General features: G+C 69.3%; 12 protein-coding genes. 5 read left to right on the top strand and 7 right to left on the bottom strand.

What is annotated here, in order from left to right:
• The first annotated feature begins 52 nt into the window (after positions 1-52).
• From IO36_RS28565 to IO36_RS28555, 3 genes are read left to right on the top strand one after another with little or no spacing between them, the layout of a single operon-like run.
• Positions 53-973 (top strand): metal-dependent hydrolase, encoded by a 921-nt coding sequence (locus tag IO36_RS28565; RefSeq protein ID WP_037623939.1) that lies wholly within the window; start codon positions 53-55, stop codon positions 971-973.
• Positions 970-2022, top strand: a complete 1053-nt coding sequence (locus IO36_RS28560) for a PDR/VanB family oxidoreductase (protein ID WP_037623937.1) — start codon at positions 970-972, stop codon at positions 2020-2022. The genes IO36_RS28565 and IO36_RS28560 overlap by 4 nt, the downstream gene beginning before the upstream one ends.
• A gap of 57 nt (positions 2023-2079) precedes the next feature.
• Entirely contained in the window at positions 2080-2781 is a 702-nt protein-coding gene (locus tag IO36_RS28555; RefSeq protein WP_107065831.1) for a TetR/AcrR family transcriptional regulator, read from the top strand.
• Positions 2782-2839: 58 nt separating this feature from the next.
• Here IO36_RS28555 and IO36_RS28550 read toward each other — a convergent pair whose 3' ends face one another.
• The 3 genes from IO36_RS28550 to IO36_RS28540 form a co-directional block, all read right to left on the bottom strand.
• On the bottom strand, positions 2840-3202 hold the full coding sequence (locus IO36_RS28550) for a 5-carboxymethyl-2-hydroxymuconate Delta-isomerase (RefSeq protein WP_037623935.1): 363 nt from the start codon (positions 3200-3202) through the stop codon (positions 2840-2842).
• A 185-nt stretch (positions 3203-3387) separates the two neighbouring features.
• A complete protein-coding gene (gene pulA, locus IO36_RS28545) occupies positions 3388-8787 on the bottom strand; it encodes a pullulanase-type alpha-1,6-glucosidase (RefSeq protein WP_037624036.1) in 5400 nt (1799 codons plus the stop codon).
• A gap of 144 nt (positions 8788-8931) precedes the next feature.
• Positions 8932-10314, bottom strand: coding sequence for an alpha-amylase (locus tag IO36_RS28540; protein WP_037623934.1), 1383 nt, complete (start codon positions 10312-10314; stop codon positions 8932-8934).
• Positions 10315-10511: 197 nt separating this feature from the next.
• Here IO36_RS28540 and IO36_RS28535 point away from each other — a divergent pair, with 197 nt between their 5' ends.
• On the top strand, positions 10512-12563 hold the full coding sequence (locus IO36_RS28535; protein WP_037623933.1) for a carbohydrate-binding module family 20 domain-containing protein: 2052 nt from the start codon (positions 10512-10514) through the stop codon (positions 12561-12563).
• A gap of 113 nt (positions 12564-12676) precedes the next feature.
• Here IO36_RS28535 and IO36_RS28530 read toward each other — a convergent pair whose 3' ends face one another.
• The 4 genes from IO36_RS28530 to IO36_RS28515 all read right to left on the bottom strand — a co-directional run bounded on the left by IO36_RS28530 (position 12677) and on the right by IO36_RS28515 (position 17928).
• Positions 12677-14356, bottom strand: coding sequence for a glycoside hydrolase family 13 protein (locus IO36_RS28530; RefSeq protein ID WP_037623931.1), 1680 nt, complete (start codon positions 14354-14356; stop codon positions 12677-12679).
• A 235-nt stretch (positions 14357-14591) separates the two neighbouring features.
• Positions 14592-15500, bottom strand: a complete 909-nt coding sequence (locus tag IO36_RS28525; RefSeq protein ID WP_037623929.1) for a sugar ABC transporter permease — start codon at positions 15498-15500, stop codon at positions 14592-14594.
• Positions 15501-15513: 13 nt separating this feature from the next.
• Positions 15514-16518, bottom strand: coding sequence for a carbohydrate ABC transporter permease (locus tag IO36_RS28520; protein ID WP_037623928.1), 1005 nt, complete (start codon positions 16516-16518; stop codon positions 15514-15516).
• 132 nt (positions 16519-16650) lie between these two features.
• Complete coding sequence (locus tag IO36_RS28515) at positions 16651-17928, bottom strand: extracellular solute-binding protein (RefSeq protein ID WP_037623927.1); 1278 nt, start codon at positions 17926-17928, stop codon at positions 16651-16653.
• Positions 17929-18398: 470 nt separating this feature from the next.
• Between IO36_RS28515 and IO36_RS28510 the strand changes: the two genes are divergently transcribed.
• Positions 18399-19433 carry a LacI family DNA-binding transcriptional regulator gene (locus IO36_RS28510; RefSeq protein ID WP_037623926.1) on the top strand — a complete coding sequence of 345 codons (1035 nt, stop codon included), beginning with the start codon at positions 18399-18401 and terminating at the stop codon, positions 19431-19433.
• Positions 19434-19489: the final 56 nt, after the last annotated feature.

Here is a 19489-nt window from a genome sequence, read left to right as displayed (position 1 = left end):
AAGTGGGCGCAGAGGTCTTCTCCGAGCGCCTACCCATCAGTACATTGACGCCATGTCTAACACCCAGGCCCGGCCGCCCCGGCCGGTCGAGTCCGAGCGGACGGCTCTCAAGGCGCGGAAGGTGTCGTTCTCGTGGCAGGACACACCGCTGCACTGGGTGCCGGACGACCCGTTCGCCACGCACACCATCAACGTGCTGCACCTGCTGCTGCCGGCCGGCGAGCGGTGGTTCGTGCACGTGTACCGGCAGGCCCTGCCCCTCATCCGCGACGAGCGGCTGCGCGAGGACGTCATCGGGTTCATCGGGCAGGAGGCGACGCACTCGCAGGCCCACGACGAGGTGCTGCCCCACCTGGCGGAGCTCGGACTCGACCCGACGCCGTACACCGCGCAGGTCGACTGGCTCTTCGAGAAGCTGCTCGGCGACCGGACCCTGCCCCCGGGACGGGCGCGCCGCTGGTGGCTGCTGGAGCGCGTCGCCCTGATCGCCGCGATCGAGCACTACACGGCCTTCCTCGGCGACTGGATCCTGAACGCGGACGAGCTGGACCGGCGGGGCGCCGATCCGGTCATGCTGGATCTGCTGCGCTGGCACGGCGCTGAGGAGGTCGAGCACCGCTCGGTGGCCTTCGACCTGTTCCAGCACGTCGACGGCAGCTACCGCCGCCGCGCCCGGACCTGGGCGACCGCGTTCACCGCGCTCGTCTTCCTGTGGCAGCGCGGGGCCCGGTTCTTCATGGAGAACGACCCGACGCTCCTGGACGGCAGGGCGAGCCTCAAGGACTTCTACACCGGTGGGAAGCGGGGTGTGCTGCCGCCGACCGGGGACCTGTTGAAGTCGGTCCCCCGCTATCTCAGCCGCTCCTACCACCCCTCGCAGGAGGGTTCCACCGAGCAGGCGGCCGCGTATCTGGCCTCCTCCCCCGCCGCGACGGCCGCCGCGGCCGCCGAGCGGGAGGCGGGTGCCGCGTGACGCCCAGGCTGCGGACCGTCGTCGCGGTCGCCGGCGCCGCCGTGCTCGTACGGCGTGCGCTGCGCCGCCGGATCGGGACGTCACCGCTGTGGCCCCTGCCCGCGCTGGAGGACCCCGTCTCGGGCCGGCCCCGCTCCCGGACCCTCGCGCTGCGGGTCGCCCGGCACGAGCGCGTCGCCGACGGGGTCGTGCTGCTGCGTCTGGAGGGGACGGACCTGCCGCCGTGGGAGCCGGGAGCCCATCTCGACCTGGTGCTGCCCTCGGGGCTCGTCCGGCAGTACTCGCTGTGCGGGGACCCGGAGGACCGCTCCTCGTACACGGTCGCGACCCGGCTCGTCGAGGACGGGCGGGGCGGATCGCGGGAGGTGCACGAACGGTTGCGGGTGGGCAGCCGGGTCGAGGTCCGCGGACCGCGCAACCGCTTCCCGCTCGTGGAGGCGCCGGCGTACGTCTTCGTCGTGGGCGGCATCGGCATCACCCCCGTCCTGCCCATGCTGCGGTCCCTGCCGGAGGGCACCGACTGGCGGCTGCTGTACGGCGGCCGGACCCGCGCCTCGATGCCGTTCCTGGAGGAGACCGGGAAGCTGGACCGCACCCGGGTCACCGTCGTCGCCCAGGACGAGGACGGACTGCCGGACCTGGACGCGCTGTTCGCGGACCTCGCCGAGGGCACGGCGGTCTACTGCTGCGGTCCCGACGGGCTCATGGCCGCGGTCGAGGCACGGATCCCGGCCGGTTCGGCGCTGCACCTGGAGCGGTTCACCGCCGGCGCGCCCGCCGCGGGCGACACCGCCTTCGAGGTCGAACTGCGGCGCAGCGGACGCACGGTGACCGTGCCCGCCGGCTCGACGGTCCTCGCGGCCGTCCGCGCGGAACTGCCGGACATGATGTACTCCTGCGAGCAGGGATTCTGCGGAACCTGCCGGCAACGGGTCCTGGAAGGGGAGGTCGAGCACCGGGACGACCTGCTGACGGACGCGGAGCGTGACGACTCCATGCTCATCTGCGTCTCGCGGACACGAGGTGGCCCCATCGTGCTGGACATGTGAACATCCGCCGATCGGACCGGCCCGTTCCGGGCCGGATCCGATCGGTAAGGTGTCCGCATGACAACCGGGGTACGCCGCAGGATGGGTGTCGAGGAGCGACGGCAGCAGCTCATCGGCGTCGCCCTGGAACTGTTCAGCCGACGCTCGCCCGACGAGGTCTCCATCGACGAGATAGCCTCGGCCGCGGGCATCTCGCGCCCGTTGGTGTACCACTACTTCCCGGGCAAACTCAGCCTGTACGAAGCCGCGTTGCAGCGCGCCTCCGACGACCTCGCCGGACGGTTCGTGGAGCCCCGGGAGGGGCCCCTGGGCGCCCGGCTGCTGCGTGTGATGCGCCGGTTCTTCGACTTCGTGGACGACCACGGGCCCGGCTTCGCCGCGTTGATGCGGGGCGGCCCGGCCGTCGGCTCGTCCACCACCAACGCGCTCGTGGACGGCGTGCGGCAGGCGGCCTACCTCCGGATACTGTCGCATCTCGACGTCGAGGAGCCGCCCGCCCGGCTCGAGCTGGTGATCCGGTCCTGGATCTCGCTCGTCGAGTCGACCGCGCTGATCTGGCTGGACGGACGACGCATCCCGCGCGCCGAGCTCGAGGTGCAGCTCGTGCACGACTTCGCGGCCCTGTCGGCCGTGGCCGCCGCCTACGACCCGGAGGTCGCCGACCTGCTGCGCAAGGGACTTCGGGGCGAACCGGGCGACGGGCCGTTCACCGACCTCGTCGTCCGGCTGCTCGCCCTCGCCGAGCCGCCGACGGCGTAGACCGCTTCGCCGCCGGGGGCGTGGACCGCTCCGCCGGCCGGGCCGTGGACCGCGCCCGCTACTCCTCGAACTTCCGGTAGGACGGGTCGAGGTCGCGCACCTCGGCCGAGACGTGCAGCGTGACGCCGTCGACGGGTTCGATGTGCTTGCGCAGCAGTTCCAGCGTGGCCTCGGACAGCTTCGCCCTGGTCTCCTCGCTGCGGCCCGCGAGCAGCGCGAGCGTGACGTTCACGACGGCCGGGCCCCTGTCGCCTCCCACCACGTCGCCCACGACCTCGTCCGTGGTCCGCAGGGTGCGCGTCTTGCACGCCTCCAGCCGGGCGGCGGCCGTCTCGACGACCACGGGGTGCAGCGCGAGCGCGAACGCCCGCCAGTCGACGTGGTCGAGCGCCGGGGAGTACTCGACGGTGATCTGCGGCATGGGTGCTCCTGTTCCGGGGGTCTCCGGTCACCCTAACCGCCGCCCGGCGGGGCGGCGGGTGTGTGCGGGCGGACGTCCCACCCCTCGGGAACGGAAGGCGGGGGCGGCTCCGGACACCCCTCGTGCTCGGGTGTTCCGGAGCCGCCCCCGCCGGGTCAGGACTCCGTCACGGGTTCAGGCCGTGGTCACGGGGTCCTGGTGAACACCGCCACCGTCCGGGCCGGCACGGTGAACGCGCCCGTGTCCTTCGCGTAGGACGAGGACTTGACGACCGCGTCCGCGCCCGACGCCTGCACCGGGTGCAGCTCGTACCCGGTACCGGCGAGGGAGCCGACGGTCTGCTTCTGCTTCTCCGGGGTCGCGTTGAAGACGATCACCAGGTCGCCGAGGCGGGCGGTGATCACTCCGGGGGTCTCGTCCTTGCCCGACAGCGGGAAGGAGAGCTGCGACTGCACCTGGGCGGCCGTGGCGAGCGAGAAGACCTTCTCGCCCGTACGGATCCGCTGCAGGTCCTGGAAGGCCGCCGAGGTGCCGTCGATCTGGCCGCAGCCCACCTTCACGGAGGTCAGCAGCGGCTTGGCGTACGGCCACTTCGAGGAGTTGTCCGCGGACATCGGCAGTCCGCGCCCGAAGCCGTTGCCGGCCTGGCAGTTCCAGTGGATCGCGTTGAACCAGTCGCCGCTGTCGAAGGAGTTGCGGTCCAGGGACTTGGAGCGCAGCAGGTCGGAGCCGGCCTGGGAGAGGGACGGGCCCTGCGAGAGCGTGGCCGTCGCCATCGCGAGGACCTGCATCCGGGCCCGGTCGGCGGCGCTCGTCGACGCGGGCAGCTTGTACGTCAGCGCGTCGTACAGCGACTCGTTGTCGTGCGCGTCGGCGTAGGCGAGCGCGTCGCCGGGCGCGGCCGCGTAGCCCGCGGGCTGGCCGTTGTAGTCGACCTCGGAGCCCTTGACCTCCTTGCCGTCGCTGTCGGTGAAGCGGTACGCCGCCAGGTTGCCGGTCAGACCGATCTTGATCAGGTCCTGGTAGTGCAGCAGGCGGGCCTTCTGCTCGGCCGGGGTGCCGTTGGCGGTGGAGGAGTTGGGGTCGGTGTACAGGCCCGAGGCGAAGCCCTGGACCCCGGGGTCGGAGTCGAAGGGGCTCCCGCCGCGGACGGCGTCACGGGCACGGTCGGAGAAGGTCGCGATGCCCGTCCCGGCCATGTTCTTCTGGGTGGCCTGGACGAAGCGGGCGTCGTCGGCGACCTCGCCGAAGTTCCAGCCCTCGCCGTACAGGATGATCTTCTTGCCGTCGACGCCGTCCTTGGCGACGGTGAGGCCGTCGAGGGCCTTCCTGACCGCGAGGATGTTGGCCTTGGGCTGGTGTCCCATGAGGTCGAAGCGGAAGCCGTCGACCTTGTACTCCTTGGCCCAGGTGACGATCGAGTCGACGACCAGCTTGCCCATCATGGCGTTCTCGGTCGCCGTGTTGGAGCAGCAGGTGGAGTTGGCGACACTGCCGTCGGCGAGGAGCCGCTGGTAGTAGCCGGGGACGACCTTGTCGAGGACGCTGGTGTCGGCCTGGCCGCTGGCGGCGGTGTGGTTGTAGACCACGTCCATGACGACCCGCAGGCCGTCCTCGTTCAGCGACTTGACCATCTTGCGGAACTCGACCGTGCGCCCGGTGCCGTCGGGGTCGGTGGCGTAGGAGCCCTCGGGGACCGTGTAGTGGTACGGGTCGTAGCCCCAGTTGTAGGCGTCCTTGGCGGCGATCTTCGCCACGCAGTCCTGCTGCTTCTCGGAGTCGGCGGCGTAGGAGGGCAGGTCGCAGTCGGTGCTCTGCTGGTCCGCCTTCCTCTCGGGGATGGTGGCGATGTCGAAGGCGGGCAGCAGGTGCACGTAGGAGGTGCCGGACGCGGCCAGCTTCCTCAGGTGCTTCGAGCCGTCGCTGTTCTTGTCGGTGAAGGCCAGGTAGGTGCCCCGGTCCTTCGCCGGGACGGTGCCGTCCGCGACCGAGAAGTCACGGATGTGCAGTTCCTGGATCTGCGCGTCCCGCAGCGGCACGGCCTTGGGCTTCTTGAGCGCCGACCAGCCGGAGGGGGCGAGCGACTTGGCGCCGAGGTCGACGACCAGGCTGCGCTTGGAGTCGGTGGTCAGGGCGAGTGAGTAGGGGTCGGTGACCTTGTTGGTGACGATCTTGCGGACGGTGGGCGCCCACACCTTCACGACGTAGCGGTAGGGCTTGCCCGTCCAGGAGCGCTTGCCGGTGACGGACCAGACGCCGGTGGCGGAGTCGCGCTTCATGGCGACGGTGGAGCCGTCGAGGTCGAGGGCGACCGACTGGGCGGTGGGGGCCCACACCGAGAGGGTGGGGACTCCGTCGTGGAAGACGGGACCGAGGTGCGCCCTGGTCGCGTCGTACAGGTCGTCGAGGGCTCCGGCGATCTGCACGCCGGTCGCCGCGAGCACGGCGCCGTTCGCGGCCCGCTGCGAGGCGACGAGCTGGCCGCCGAGCGCGGAGCGCACCCGGTCGCGGTCGCGCGGGTCGACGGTCCAGGCGGTGTACGCCTTCAGGTGGGGGTACTTCGCCTTCTGGGCGTCGGTGAGGGTGGTCTTCTCCAGCCGCAGCCAGCGCTCGTCGTCGCTGGTCAGCCCGCCGTCCTTGACGGCGATCGAGCCGTCGTGGGACGAGAGGAGCTGGGTGGAGACGGCGGCGTCGGAGCCGTTCCAGGCGACGGTGTAGCGGTCGATCCAGATCGCCTTGGAGGTGGTCAGGTCGAGCGCGGCGGCGCTGCCCTTGGGCTGCGGCAGCAGGTACTTCTCCTGGCCGTTCAGCAGCCACACCTCGTGGCCGTTGGCCGTCAGGTCCAGCGACTGGTCGGTGGGCAGGTCCTTGTCGTCGCCCTTGTGGATGATGTAGCTGAGGCTGCCGGCGCCCTCGGCGAGCGGCACCTCGTAGACGGCTCCGTAGGCGTCGGTGCGCACCGGCTCCAGGGGCTTCGTCCAGTCCGTGGGCGTCGCGGCCCCGGTCCACACGTGCAGGCCCCAGCCGGTGTAGTCGCCGTCGGCGCGGTGGTAGTGGATGACCGCCTTGGTCTTGTCCTGGGCGGGCAGGTCGGGCTGCTCGGTGAGGACGGTGTCCTTGCCCTGCTCGACCCAGACCTCGCCGGTCTTGGTGACGTCGATCGTGCGGTCGCTCGCGACGTCCTTGTTGCCGTCCTTGTCGATGACGAGGAAGCCGACGCTGGAGGCTCCGGGCTTCAGCTTCACGTAGGCGAAGGCGCCGTAGGCGTCGCGGCCGACGAAGTCGTGGCCGGCCGGCCAGGTGGTGGCCTCGCCGTCGGCGATGTCGCCCCAGGCGTACAGGCGCCAGTCGGTGTAGTCGCCGTCGGTGCGCTTGTAGTGGACGATCGCGTAGTCGCGCGAGGAGGCGGTGGGGACCTCGGCGGCGGGCGCGCTGCCGGTGGTGGACTCGGCCGTCGCGCTCGCGGTGCGTCCGGCCGAGTCGACGACGACGGCCTTGTAGCGCAGGGCGGTTCCGGCGGGGACGTCCTTGCCGATGGCCTGCGTGACCTTGTACGGCGCGTGGTCGGCGGTGCCGAGGGTGCGCCACTTGCCGTTGCCCGTCTGGGCGGCGAAGACGACCCGGTCGAGCTGTCCGCCGGTGACGTCCGCCGACAGTTCGACGGTGCCGGTGGCGCCCGCGGCGGGGGCCTTCAGCGTCAGCGTGGGCCTGGTCGCGGGGGCGGCGAGCCGGCCCGCGGCCTTGAGGACGATCGCCGAACCGGCCGGGACCGTGACGGTGACCTTCTTGTCCGCGTCGCTCTTCACCGAGTCCGACGTTCCGTATACGGCCCGGAAGTCCATGCCGGCCGAACCGGTCGCGAACGTGGCCGACTTCGCCTCGTCGGCGTTGTTCACGGCGACGACGTACTCGGTGCCGGTCTTGGCGTCCGTGCGGGAGAAGGCGTACACGCCCGCGCCGTCGGCGGCGTAGCGCTCGGTCTGGACGCCGTCGGCGAGGGCCGGGTTGTCCTTGCGGAGCTTGGACAGGGTGCTGATGGTCCTGTACAGCGGCGCGTTCGAGTCGTAGGCGTCACTGGCGGCCGTGCGGTCGGTGCCGATCTCGTCGTCGTCGAGGTAGTCCGTGATCTTGGAGGCGAACATCGGCTGGCGGGCGTCCTTGTCGCCGCCGGAGCCGGTGAAGCCCTGCTCGTCGCCGTAGTAGACGACGGGGTTGCCGCGGCCGAGGAACATCAGCTCGTTGGCGAGCCTGTCCTTCTTCAGCAGCTCGGCGTCGCTCGCCTTGGGGTTGTCCTGGTTCAGGAAGTACCCGATGCGGCCCATGTCGTGGTTGCCGAGGAAGGTGACCTGCTCGTAGGCGTTGGCCTTGTCGGTCGTGTACTTGTAGTCGTCCGCGTACAGGGCGGAGAGCTTCTGCGCGCTGCCGCCCTGGGAGGCGTACGAGCGGGCCGCGTCCTGGAACGGGAAGTCGAGCGTGGCGTCGAGCCGGCCCTGGGTGACGTACGGCGAGGTGATCGAGGTGTCGGCGGAGTAGACCTCGCCGAACATGAAGAAGTTCTTGCGCCCTTGCTTCGCGGCGTACGCGTCGAGGGCGGTCGCCCACTGCGTCCAGAACTCCATGTTCACGTGCTTGACGGTGTCGATGCGGAAGCCGTCGATGCCGAAGTCGCGGACCCAGCGCTCGTAGATCTTCTCCATGCCGCTGACGACCTCGGGACGCTCGGTCCACAGGTCGTCGAGGCCGGAGAAGTCGCCGTAGGTGGTGGACTCGCCGGCGTAGGTGGAGTCACCGCGGTTGGAGTACATCGTCGTGTCGTTGAGCCACGCGGGGACCTTGACGTCCTTCTTCGCGGCCGGGACGACCGGCGTGCGGGGGAAGGAGCCGGTGCCCACCGAGGGGAAGCCCTTGGTGCCGTCCGCGTAGTCCGCGTCGTCGAACGGCCTGCCGTCCTTGGTCAGGTACGGGAAGGCGCCCTTGGAGAGGTAGGAGTAGGACTTCTCCTTGTAGTCGACGACGTCGGCCGTGTGGTTGGTGATGACGTCGAAGAAGACCTTCATGCCCTTGGCGTGGGCCTTGGAGATCAGGGTCTCCAGGTCCTTGTTGGTGCCGAAGTGCGGGTCGACCTTGGTGAAGTCGGTGATCCAGTAGCCGTGGTAGGCGGCGGAGGCGTCCTTGCCGGTGCCCTGGACGGGCTGGTTCTTGAAGATCGGCGCCATCCAGATGGCGGTGGTGCCGAGGCCCTTGATGTAGTCGAGCCGCTTCGTCAGGCCCTTGAGGTCGCCGCCCTGGTAGAAGCCCTTGTCGGTGGGGTCGTAGCCCGTCGACAGCCGGGAGCCGGTCAGACCGCCCTTGTCGTTGGACGTGTCGCCATTGGCGAAACGATCCGGCATCACGAAGTAGAACTGGTCACGGGTGGAGTCGTGCCGGGACGACTGGGCGGCGAGTGCCGCGTCCGACGGCGGTGCGGGCGGGGTCTGGGCCCGCGCCACAAGGGGTTGCGCAAGCGATACGGCCAGTGCGGCGGCGAGGACGGCTGCGCGCAGCCTGGAGCGGCTGGAGCGGCTCGCCGGCCCTCTCGGTATCAGGTCCACAGTCGTGAACTCCTAGCGATTACGGCGTACTCGGGTCCGACCCCGCGCAGCGTTTCGGCCACGATGCCGAACGCCCGCGTGACCGTATCGCTCACGCAAGGTTTACAGCAAGAGTCTTGCAACGTGCGGAAAGGGTTTTCAGCAGCTGGACTTGCCCGCATAGATCGCGAGGGCCGTGTTGGCGCCCAGCGTCGCCGTGAACTGGCCCGAACCGTTCACGGTGATGCTCGTGTTGTTCTGGACGTTGCAGTACGTCCCCGCGGCGAGGGAGGTGCTGTACGTCCGCGTCAGCGACGAGGTCTCGTGGTTGATGGCCACGAAGCCCTTGCTGCCCCGCCCGAACGCGATGGCGTCGTTTCCGTCGTCCCACCAGTTGGAAAGCGCTTGTCCTCGGGTGGCGTTACGGAAGGCGACCATCGACTTGATCTCCGGCCAGGCGTGCTGACACTTCCAGCCGTCCTGCCAACAGGCGTTGACGGTACCGCCGTTGGGCGGTCCGGCGTCCGCGTCCGACCATTCGTAGCCGGAGTTGATGTCGGGGGCGCCGTAGGGGTACGCCAGCATGAAGACGTTGGCGAGGGTGTAGTTCGCCCCGTCCTTGTAGTTGAGCGTCGAGCCGTTGCGCTCGGTGTCGTGGTTGTCGACGAAGACCGCCGCGACCGAGCTGCTCATGTAGCCCCAGCCCTCGCCGTAGTTCTTCAGGTAGGCGAGGTTCTCGTTGTTGAAGACCCGCTTGAGGTCGTAGGCGTAGCGGAACTCCTGGACGTCGCCGTTGCCGGTGTACTCGGTGGGCTGGACGGCCTCGCCGGCGCCGTAGATGGCCTCCTGCTTCCAGTAGACGGACGGGTTGCTCAGCCGGGACTTGATGTTGGCGAGGTCGGCGGCCGGCATGTGCTTGGCCGCGTCGATGCGGAAGCCGTCGACGCCGTAGCCGAGCAGGGTGTTCATGTAGCCGGCGATCGTCTTGCGGACGTACTCCTCGCCGGTGTCCAGGTCGGCGAGCCCGACGAGTTCGCAGTTCTGGACGTTGGCGCGGTTGGTGTAGTCGCTGATGGTGGAGGTGCAGTCGTCCATGTCGGCGGACGAGTAGAGGCCCGGGTAGTTGTACTTCGTGTACGACGATCCGCCCGTTCCGGTGCCGGAACCGGCGGCCATGTGGTTGATGACCGTGTCCGCCACAACCTTCACACCGGCCGCGTGGCAGGTGCTGACCATGTTCTTGAAGGCGGTGGCGTCACCGAGCCGACCGGCGATCTTGTAGCTCACGGGCTGGTACGAGGTCCACCACTGCGAGCCCTGTATGTGCTCGGCGGGCGGGGAGACCTGGACGTAGCCGTACCCGGCGGGGCCCAGCGTGTTGGTGCATTCCTTGGCGACCGAGTCGAACTTCCACTCGAACAGGACGGCGGTGACGTCCTTGGTGCCGGGCGGCGAGGCCGCCGCCGTACCAGGGGGAACGGTCACCGAGACCGCCAGGCCCGCCACGAGGGCGAACGAGGCGGCAAGCGTCTTCCTAGCCATGTGTGTGTACTCCTGCACTACGTCGTGCGGGTGGGGGGATCGGAACGTACCGCTTGCAATCATGTTTCAGCAAGATGTCGAAAGAACTTTCAACTTCCTTATTGACGCGCCCTCTTGGGGAGCCCCACGCTCCACACGGGTCGGCTCCGCACCCCCGCGGCCGCGCCGACCCGATCCGGAGAGGAGCCGCACCCCCGATGGCATTAGGACGAAGAAGCGTTCCCCGGCTGCTGGCGACCGCCCTGCTGACGCTGGGCGGGCTCGCCGCGCTGCCCGCCCAGCAGGCGGCGGCGGTCACGGACACCGGCGTCCCCAACGGTGATGTGATCGCCAACCTGTGGGAGTGGAACTGGAAGTCGGTCGCGTCAGAGTGTACGAACGTGCTCGACCCGGCCGGCTACGGGGCCGTCCAAGTGGCCCCGCCCGCCGAGTCGTTGAAGCAGGCGAACTACTACTGGTGGGACGTCTACCAGCCGTACTCGTACAACCTGAACAGCCGTTTCGGCACGGCGGCCGGCTTCAAGGCCATGGTCGACACGTGTCACGCGGCCGGGATCAAGGTCTACACCGACGCGGTGATCAACCACACCGCCGGGCAGACCGGCACGGGCTACAACGGCACGGTCGTCACGAACAAGTACGACACCCCGGACTACGACCCGGCCGACAGCGACGACTGCACGACGACCATCACCGACTGGACCAACCGCTACCAGGTCCAGCACTGCGAACTGCTCGGCATGCCCGACCTGGACACCGCCGAGAGCAACGTCCGCTCGAGGATCACCGGATTCCTGAACGCCCAGATCGACCTGGGCGTCGACGGCTTCCGGGTCGACGCGGCCAAGCACATCGAGGCCGCCGACATGAACGCCATCGTCGCCGGACTGCACACCACGACCTCGGGCTCGGCGCCCTACATCACCCAGGAGGTGTACCCCGGCACCCCGCCCTCGGTCGACGAGTACTACGGCAGCGGTGACGTCCTCGACTTCGCCTTCGCCTCCCAGATCAAGTCGCAGTTCCAGGGCGACATCGCCAACCTGTCGAGCTTCGGCAGCAGTTGGGGACTGGTCTCCGAGGCGCACTCCACCACCATGGTCACCAACCACGACACCGAGCGCAACGGCTACTCGCTCAGCTACAAGGACGGCGCCACCGCCGTGCTCGCCAACGTGTACCAGCTGGCGCGCGGCTACGGCCGGCCGTCGGTGTACGCCGGATGGACCTTCAGCCAGAGCGACCAGGCCCCGCCGAACTCGGGAAGCGGTTTCGTCACCGACACGAACTGCTCCTCGGGCTGGTACTGCCTGGACCGCGACACCGCGGTCTCCGGCATGATCGGCTGGCACAACGCGGCCGCCGGGTACTCCGTCGCCAACTGGCAGTCCCCCGCGTCCAACGTGATCGGCTTCGGCCGGGGCGGTGCCGGCTTCGTGGCCATCAACAACAGCTCGGCCGCGAACACCTCCACCTACACGACCGGTCTCGCGGACGGCACCTACCCGAACGTCATCGACGGCGGCGCCACCTCGGTCACCGTCTCCGGCGGCCGGGCCTCCCTGACCGTGCCCGCCAAGAGCGCGATCGCGTTCTACGACCCGGACTACGTCTGCACCGTCGACTGCGGTGGGGGCGGCACCGAACCTGGCACCGGCACGGTCACGGCGACCTTCGGCGAGTACGCGTCGACCACCTCCGGCACGGACGTCTACGTGGTCGGCTCCGCCGCCGCGCTGGGCGGCTGGAACACGGCGAGCGCGGTGAAGCTGTCCTCGTCCGGCTACCCGGTCTGGAAGACCGACGTGTCGGTCCCGGCGAACAGCACGATCACGTACAAGTACATCAAGAAGGACTCCTCGGGGAACGTCACCTGGGAGTCCAACGCCAACCGGACACTGACCACCGGCACGGCGGCGGTGACCCTGCAGAACTCCTGGAACGTGGCCGACGCCGACGCCACGGACCTGACCTTCGGGGTGACCGCGACCACCGTCTACGGCACCAACGTGTACGTGGTCGGTTCGATCCCCGCGCTCGGCTCCTGGAACACCGCCGACGCGATCCCGCTGTCCGCGGCCTCGTACCCGTACTGGGGCCGGCCGGCGATCGTGCCCAAGTCCACGTCCTTCACGTACAAGTACATCAAGAAGGACGCCTCGGGCGCGGTGACCTGGGAGTCCGGCGACAACCGCTCCTACTCGACGGGCTCGGGCGCGGGGTACTCCGTGAGCGACACCTGGAAGTGAGGTAGGGGCCCGGGAAACGAAAAAGGCCCGCGCGGAAGCGGCGCTCCGGTGGTCAGGACCGGAACACCGCTTCCGCGCGGGTCGTCTCACGCGCGGGTCAGGTCACGCGTGGGTCAGACGGCCCACCACACCGTGGTGTCGGCGGGCAGCTGGGCCTTGCCGTCCTGCGCCGGGGTCACCTCGCCGCTGGCGACGAGCACCCGCCCGTACGCCGGGACGGTCACGGCCTTCGAGCCGGTGTTCGCGGTGCACACGAAGTCGCCGCGGCGGAAGGCGAGGACACCCTCGGGGGCGGGCAGCCAGGTGACGGCGTCGCCCGCGCCGAGGTCGGCGCGCTCCCGCCGGACCGCGAGCGCCTCGCGGTACAGCTCCAGGGTGGAACCCGCCACCCCGGTCTGCGCCTCGACGCTCAGCTCGGCCCACTCGGCGGGCTGCGGGAGCCAGCTGCCCCCGTCGCCGAAGCCGTACGACGAGCCGGTACGGGTCCACGGGATCGGCACCCGGCAGCCGTCGCGGAAGCCGTCCTGTCCGGCACCGCGGAAGTAGGCCGGGTCCTGGCGCACCTCGTCCGGCAGGTCGACGACGTCGGGCAGGCCGAGCTCCTCGCCCTGGTAGACGTAGGCGGAGCCGGGCAGCGCCAGCATCAGCAGGCTGGCCGCGCGGGCCCGGCGCAGTCCGAGCTCACGGTCGCCCGCGGTGCGGATCTGGGTGCCGAGGCCGGCCTCGTTGGCGAAGCGGGTGGCGTGCCGGGTCACGTCGTGGTTGGACAGCACCCAGGTGGAGGGGGCGCCGACCGGGCGCATCGCGTCGAGCGTGCGGTCGACCACCGCGCGCAGCTCCTCGGCGTCCCAGTGGGAGCCCAGGTACTGGAAGTTGAAGGCCTGGTGCAGCTCGTCGGGGCGCACGTAGTTGGCGGTGCGCTCGACGGTGGGCGTCCACGCCTCGGCGACGAAGATGCGCTCGCCGGAGTACTCGTCGAGGATCGTGCGCCACTGCCGGTAGATCTCGTGCACACCGTCCTGGTCGAAGAACGGCATGACATCGTTGCCCAGCAGTTTCAGCTGGTCGCGGTCGCCGAGGTCCGGCAGGCCCTCCGCCTTGACCATGCCGTGCGCCACGTCGATGCGGAACCCGTCGACGCCCATGTCCAGCCAGAACCGCAGGATCGAGCGGAACTCGTCGCCGACGGCCGGGTGCTCCCAGTTGAAGTCGGGCTGCTCGGGCGCGAACAGGTGCAGGTACCACTCGCCGGCGGTGCCGTCGGGCTCGGTGACCCGGGTCCAGGCCGGGCCGCCGAAGATGGACTCCCAGTCGTTGGGGGGCAGTTCGCCGTTCTCGCCCTTGCCGGGACGGAAGTGGTAGCGGTCGCGCAGCGAGGAGCCGGGGCCCTCGCGCAGCGCGCGCTTGAACCACTCGTGCTGGTCGGAGGAGTGGTTGGGCACGAGGTCGACGATGACGCGCAGCCCGAGACCGTGGGCGTCGCGGATCAGCGCGTCGGCGTCCAGCAGGTTGCCGAACATCGGGTCGACGGCCCGGTAGTCCGCCACGTCGTAGCCGGCGTCGGCCTGCGGCGAGGCGTAGAAGGGGCTGAGCCACACGGCGTCCACGCCGAGGTCGCGCAGGTACGGGAGTCGGGAGCGTACGCCCTCCAGGTCGCCCATGCCGTCGCCGTTGCTGTCGGCGAAGCTGCGCGGATAGACCTGGTAGATCACCGCGTCGCGCCACCAGTCGCGATGCGCGGCGACTGTGGCGAGAACGGAGTTCGGGGCCTGGTCGGCGGAGTGCTGGCTCATGGCGTCCTTGATGCGATGAGGGTCCCCTCGTCCGGGTGCGGCCGGACGTGGGGAGGAAATCGGCTGTGGGGGCAGTCCCCTGCTCGCGCGAGGCCGGGGCACGGGGCACGAGGCGTCGGGGCGGGGGGAGAGAGATGAGGCGGCCGCGGTACTGGCGGGGTCGGATGGGCACCGCGGCCGCCACCCGCGCGACGAGCGCACGGGAGCTTGGGGCGTTCGGGGGCGTCCTCGCGGATCAGCCCTTCGTGCCGCCCGCGGTGAGTCCGGTCACCAGGTTCTTCTGCACGAGGTAGAAGAACGCGGAGACGGGTATCGCGACCAGCACGGCGGTGGCCGCCATGAGATTGCGCTGCGCGTCGTGCTCGCTGACGAAGCTCTGGAGTCCGACGGCGAAGGTGTACTTCGAGTCGTCCAGCATGAACGTCGAGGCGAAGGCGACCTCACCGAACGCGGTGATGAAGTTGTAGAAGGCGGCGACCGCGAGGCCGGGCTTGGCCAGCGGAAGGATCAGCCGGAAGAAGGTGCCGAAGGGGCTCAGTCCGTCCACCCGGCCGGCCTCGTCGATCTCGAACGGGATGGTGTCGAAGTAGCCCTTGAGCAGCCACGCGCTGTAGGGCACCGCCGTCGAGCAGTAGACGAGGATCAGGCCGAAGTAGGAGTCGATGAGCTGCAGGTCCGAGAGGATCTGGTACATCGGCACGATCAGCACGGCGATCGGGAACATCTGGGTGACCAGCAGGACCCACATGAACTTCTTGTAGCCGGGGAAGCGCATGCGCGAGACCGCGTAGCCGGTGGTGGCCGCGACCATCACTCCGATGACCGTGGTGCCGAGCGACACGATCAGCGAACTCTTCATCCACTCGAAGAAGTTCGTGTGCTGGAGCACGAAGGAGTAGTTGCCGAACGTCATCGTGTGCCAGATGCGTCCGGGGTGCAGATAGTCGTCCTCGCCCGGTCCGAGCGAGAGGAAGACGAGCCACGCGATCGGGAACAGCGCGACCAGGCTGGCCACGATCAGGATGCCGTGGGAGGCGAGCGAGCCGGCGAGGCTGCGCCGGCCGCGCCCGCGGGCCGGACGGGGCGACGCGTCGGTCCTGGTGGCCTGGTCGGCCGGAGGCGTCTGAAGTGTGGTGGTACTCATGGAGACTCCTGCCTCAGATCGCGAGCTGCTGGTCGTTGCGGTTCAGCCAGCGGCGGTAGAAGGAGGTGAACACGATCAGGATGGCCAGCAGCAGCATGCCGTAGGCCGCCGACTGGGCGAAGTCACGCGGCTGCTGTCCGAAGCCGAGGTAGTAGGCCCAGGTGACGAGGATCTGCGCGTCGGGGGCGGTGCTGCCGAAGAGCAGGAAGATCACGGCGAACTGGTTGAAGGTCCAGATGATGCCGAGGAGCACGACGGTGGAGCTGACCGACCTGAGACCCGGCAGGGTCACGAAGCGGAACTGCTGCCACTTGTTCGCGCCGTCCATCTCTGCGGCCTCGTACAGCGTGGCGTCGATGGACTGCAGTCCGCCGAGGAGCGAGACCATCATGAACGGCACACCGCACCAGGTGTTGACCATGATGGCGGCGAAGCGCTGCCAGAAGGTGTCCTCCAGCCAGGCCGGAGACGGCAGGTGCACCGCGTGGAGCATGGAGTCGATGATCCCGCCGTCGGCGAGCATGAAACGCCAGCCGAAGACGGTGACGAAGGTGGGCACGGCCCAGGGCAGCACCAGGATCAGCCGGTAGAACGTGCGGCCGCGCAGCTTCTGGTTGAGCAGCAGGGCGAGGCCCAGGCCGACGCAGTAGTGCAGGGCGACACAGATGACGGTCCAGGCGATGGTCCAGATGAAGTGCGACCAGAAGCGGTCGTACGACGTCGGACCCCACAGGATGTCCTTGTAGTTGTCCAGGCCGATGAACTTGTAGGTGGCGTCGATGTGGTTGACGCCGATCGTGCGGGCCGAGTTGAGGCTGTTGGCGTCCGTGAACGTCAGATAGAAGCCCCGTACCAGGGGATAGAGAACCAATCCGCCGAGTACGACGACGACCGGGGCGATCATCGCGTACGCGTACCAGTACTTCTGGTACGAGTGCTTGAGACGCTGCATCCGGCCGGGGCGCGGTGCTCGGTCACCGCTGCGCCTGCCGGTCGCACGGTCGATGGCGACTGTCATGGTTGGACACCTTCTGCAAGATCAGGATTAGGGCTCACACAGCCGGTGGCCGCCGGGTCCCTCACCCCTTTGTAGGGGTCCCCCCGGCCCGACGGAAGTCGGGCCGGGGAAGGAACCGGCGGCCACACGGGCTCACTTGCTGAAGTCCGGGACCAGCTTCGAGATCGCCAGCTCGGCGTTGCTCAGACCCTTGTCCAGGGACTCCTTGCCACCCGCGATCTTGGGCAGCTCGGTGTCGAGCGGGCCCCAGAGGGAGCCGTACTCGGGCAGCGCCGGGCGCGGCTGGGCGGCCGGGAGGACGCCCTGGTAGCCGGCGATGCCGGGGTTGGCCTTGACCTCGTCGGTGTAGGCGTCACCGCGCGTCGGCAGCGTGGAGTTCTTCAGCGCGATGGTGGCCTGGGACTTCGCGGAGGTCATGAAGTTCACGAACTTCAGCGAGGCGTCCTGGTGGGCCTTGTCCGAGCCGGCGTAGACGGAGAGGTTGTGACCGCCGGTCGGGGCGCCCGCCTTGCCGGTGGAGCCGGCCGGGACGGTGGCGATACCGAGGTTCGCCTTGTCCGAGAACGCCGAGCCCTTGTAGAAGTTGGTGATCTCCCACGGGCCCTGGACGATCGAGGCGACCTTGCCGTTGACGAAGGCGTCCTGGATGTGGGCGTACGCGTCGGCGGTGGTGTCCGCCTTGTGCAGGCCCTTGCCGGAGAACAGGCCCAGCCAGGTGCCGTAGGCCTTCTTGGCCTCGGGCGAGTTCACCGTGATCTTCTTGCCGGCGGCGTCGACCGTGTTGGTGCCCTCGCCGTACAGGAAGGACTGGGCGTAGTAGGCCTGGGTCGAGCCCCAGTAGCCGTCGACGCCGGTCTTGGCCTTGATGGTGGCCGCGTCCTTCTTGAGGTCGGCCCACGTCTTGGGGGCGTCGGTGATGCCGGCCTTCTTGTACAGCGCCTTGTTGTAGACGAGCGCGAGGGTGTCCGTGACGAACGGCACACCGTACGTCTTGCCCTCGTACTTCGCCTGCTCGATCAGGCTGGGCTGGAACTTCGCCTGGTCCGTGAGGGCCGCCGTGCCGTCGAGCGGCAGGAGGTAGCTCTTCTTCGCGAAGGCCGGGGTCCAGCCGACCTCGGAGCGCAGGACGTCCGGGGCACCCTTGGAGCCGGCGGCCGTGTCGAACTTGTTCTGCGCCTGGTCGAACGGCACGTTGACGTACTTGACCTTGATGTTCTTGTTGGCGGCCTCGAACTCCTTGACCAAGGCCTTGTACGTCGGCGCCTCATTGGTGGCGTTGGACGTGTCCCACCACGTGATGGTGACCGGCCCGCTGGCCTTGTCGCTGCTGTCACTGCCGCTGCCGCCGCAGGCCGTCGCCGCGAGGGCGAAAGACGCCACCAGCGCACTGGCCGCTATGCCACGCCGCATGAGTTCTCCTTGAGGGTGAAAGCCCGAGTGGGTGGGGAACCGGTCCCGCCCGGTCCCCTTGCCGACTTGCCGACTGCGCCGTTGCGTCCGCCGGGCGACTGGAACGTAACAGCCATGTAAGCGGCGCGAAAGACCTTGCAGAAAAAAAGTGAAAGAGCTGACATCAGTTATGCGCCCGTGACCTCGCGGCAGCCGTCCCGAAACCCCGCCGCCAGGCCGATCAGCGCACATCCGGACGTCTGTGCAAGACTCTGCAAGCTCTTGCCACGCATGTCGCATACAGGGATCATCGGCCCGTCAGCGTCTTGCAGGAGCCACCCCTTCCCGCGCGGCGCACGCACGGGACGACCGAGCCGACCAGAACACGAGGGAGCGCGATGACTCAGCAGCCCGGAGCGGGCCGAGCAACCGCCCGCACACGGCGTCTGGTTGGTGGGCAGGGTGAGATGCGACCGGTACAGTCCAATCCTGTGACCACACGGCTTGCCGACATCGCAGCCCAGGCGGGGGTCAGTGAGGCGACGGTCAGTCGCGTCCTGAACGGGAAGCCGGGCGTCGCCGCGACCACGCGCCAGTCCGTCCTGGCCGCACTCGACGTCCTCGGGTACGAGCGTCCGGTGCGGCTGCGGCAGCGCAGCGAGGGCCTCGTCGGCCTGATAACCCCCGAGCTGGAGAACCCGATATTCCCTGCCCTCGCGCAGGTGATCGGGCAGGCTCTGACGCGCCAGGGCTACACGCCCGTCCTCGCGACCCAGACCCCGGGCGGCTCCACCGAGGACGAGCTGACCGAGATGCTGGTCGACCGCGGGGTCGCCGGCATCATCTTCGTCTCCGGGCTGCACGCCGACACCTCGGCCGACATGCAGCGCTACGAGCAACTGCGGGGCCGCGGTGTCCCGTTCGTCCTGGTCGACGGCTTCTCTCCCAAGGTGCAGGCGCCCTTCATCTCCCCGGACGACCGGGCGGCGATGGCGCTGGCCGTCACCCACCTCGCGTCCCTCGGGCACACCAACATCGGGCTCGCCCTCGGTCCCAAGCGGTTCGTGCCGGTGCAGCGCAAGATCGAGGGCTTCGTGCGCTCGATGCAGGAGCAGTTCGCGCTGGCCCCCGCCGACATCGAGCAGCGACTGGTCCAGCACTCGCTGTACACGCTGGAGGGCGGCCAGGCCGCCGCGAGCGCGCTCATGGACCGCGACTGCACGGCGATCGTCTGCGCCAGCGACATGATGGCGCTCGGCGCGATACGCGCGGCGCGGCAGCGGGGTCTGGAGGTTCCCACGGACATCTCGGTCGTGGGCTTCGACGACTCCCCGCTGATCGCCTTCACCGACCCGCCGCTCACGACGGTCCGCAAGCCGGTGCCGGCGATGGGCCAGGCCGCGGTGCGCACGCTGCTGGAGGAGATCGGCGGCACGCCGGCGCCGCACAGCGAGTTCGTCTTCATGCCCGAACTCGTGGTGCGCGGTTCGACCGCTTCCGCCCCGGGGGACCGGAATCGTCCCTGAGCAGGACGACAAAGCGGACCATCCACACCCACAGGCGTAGAAAGTGCGGCCGGGAC

This window comes from Streptomyces aureus (assembly GCF_000725495.1).
Taxonomy (GTDB): Bacteria; Actinomycetota; Actinomycetes; order Streptomycetales; family Streptomycetaceae; genus Streptomyces; species Streptomyces aureus_B.
This window is presented reverse-complemented; position numbering and strand designations above follow the sequence as displayed.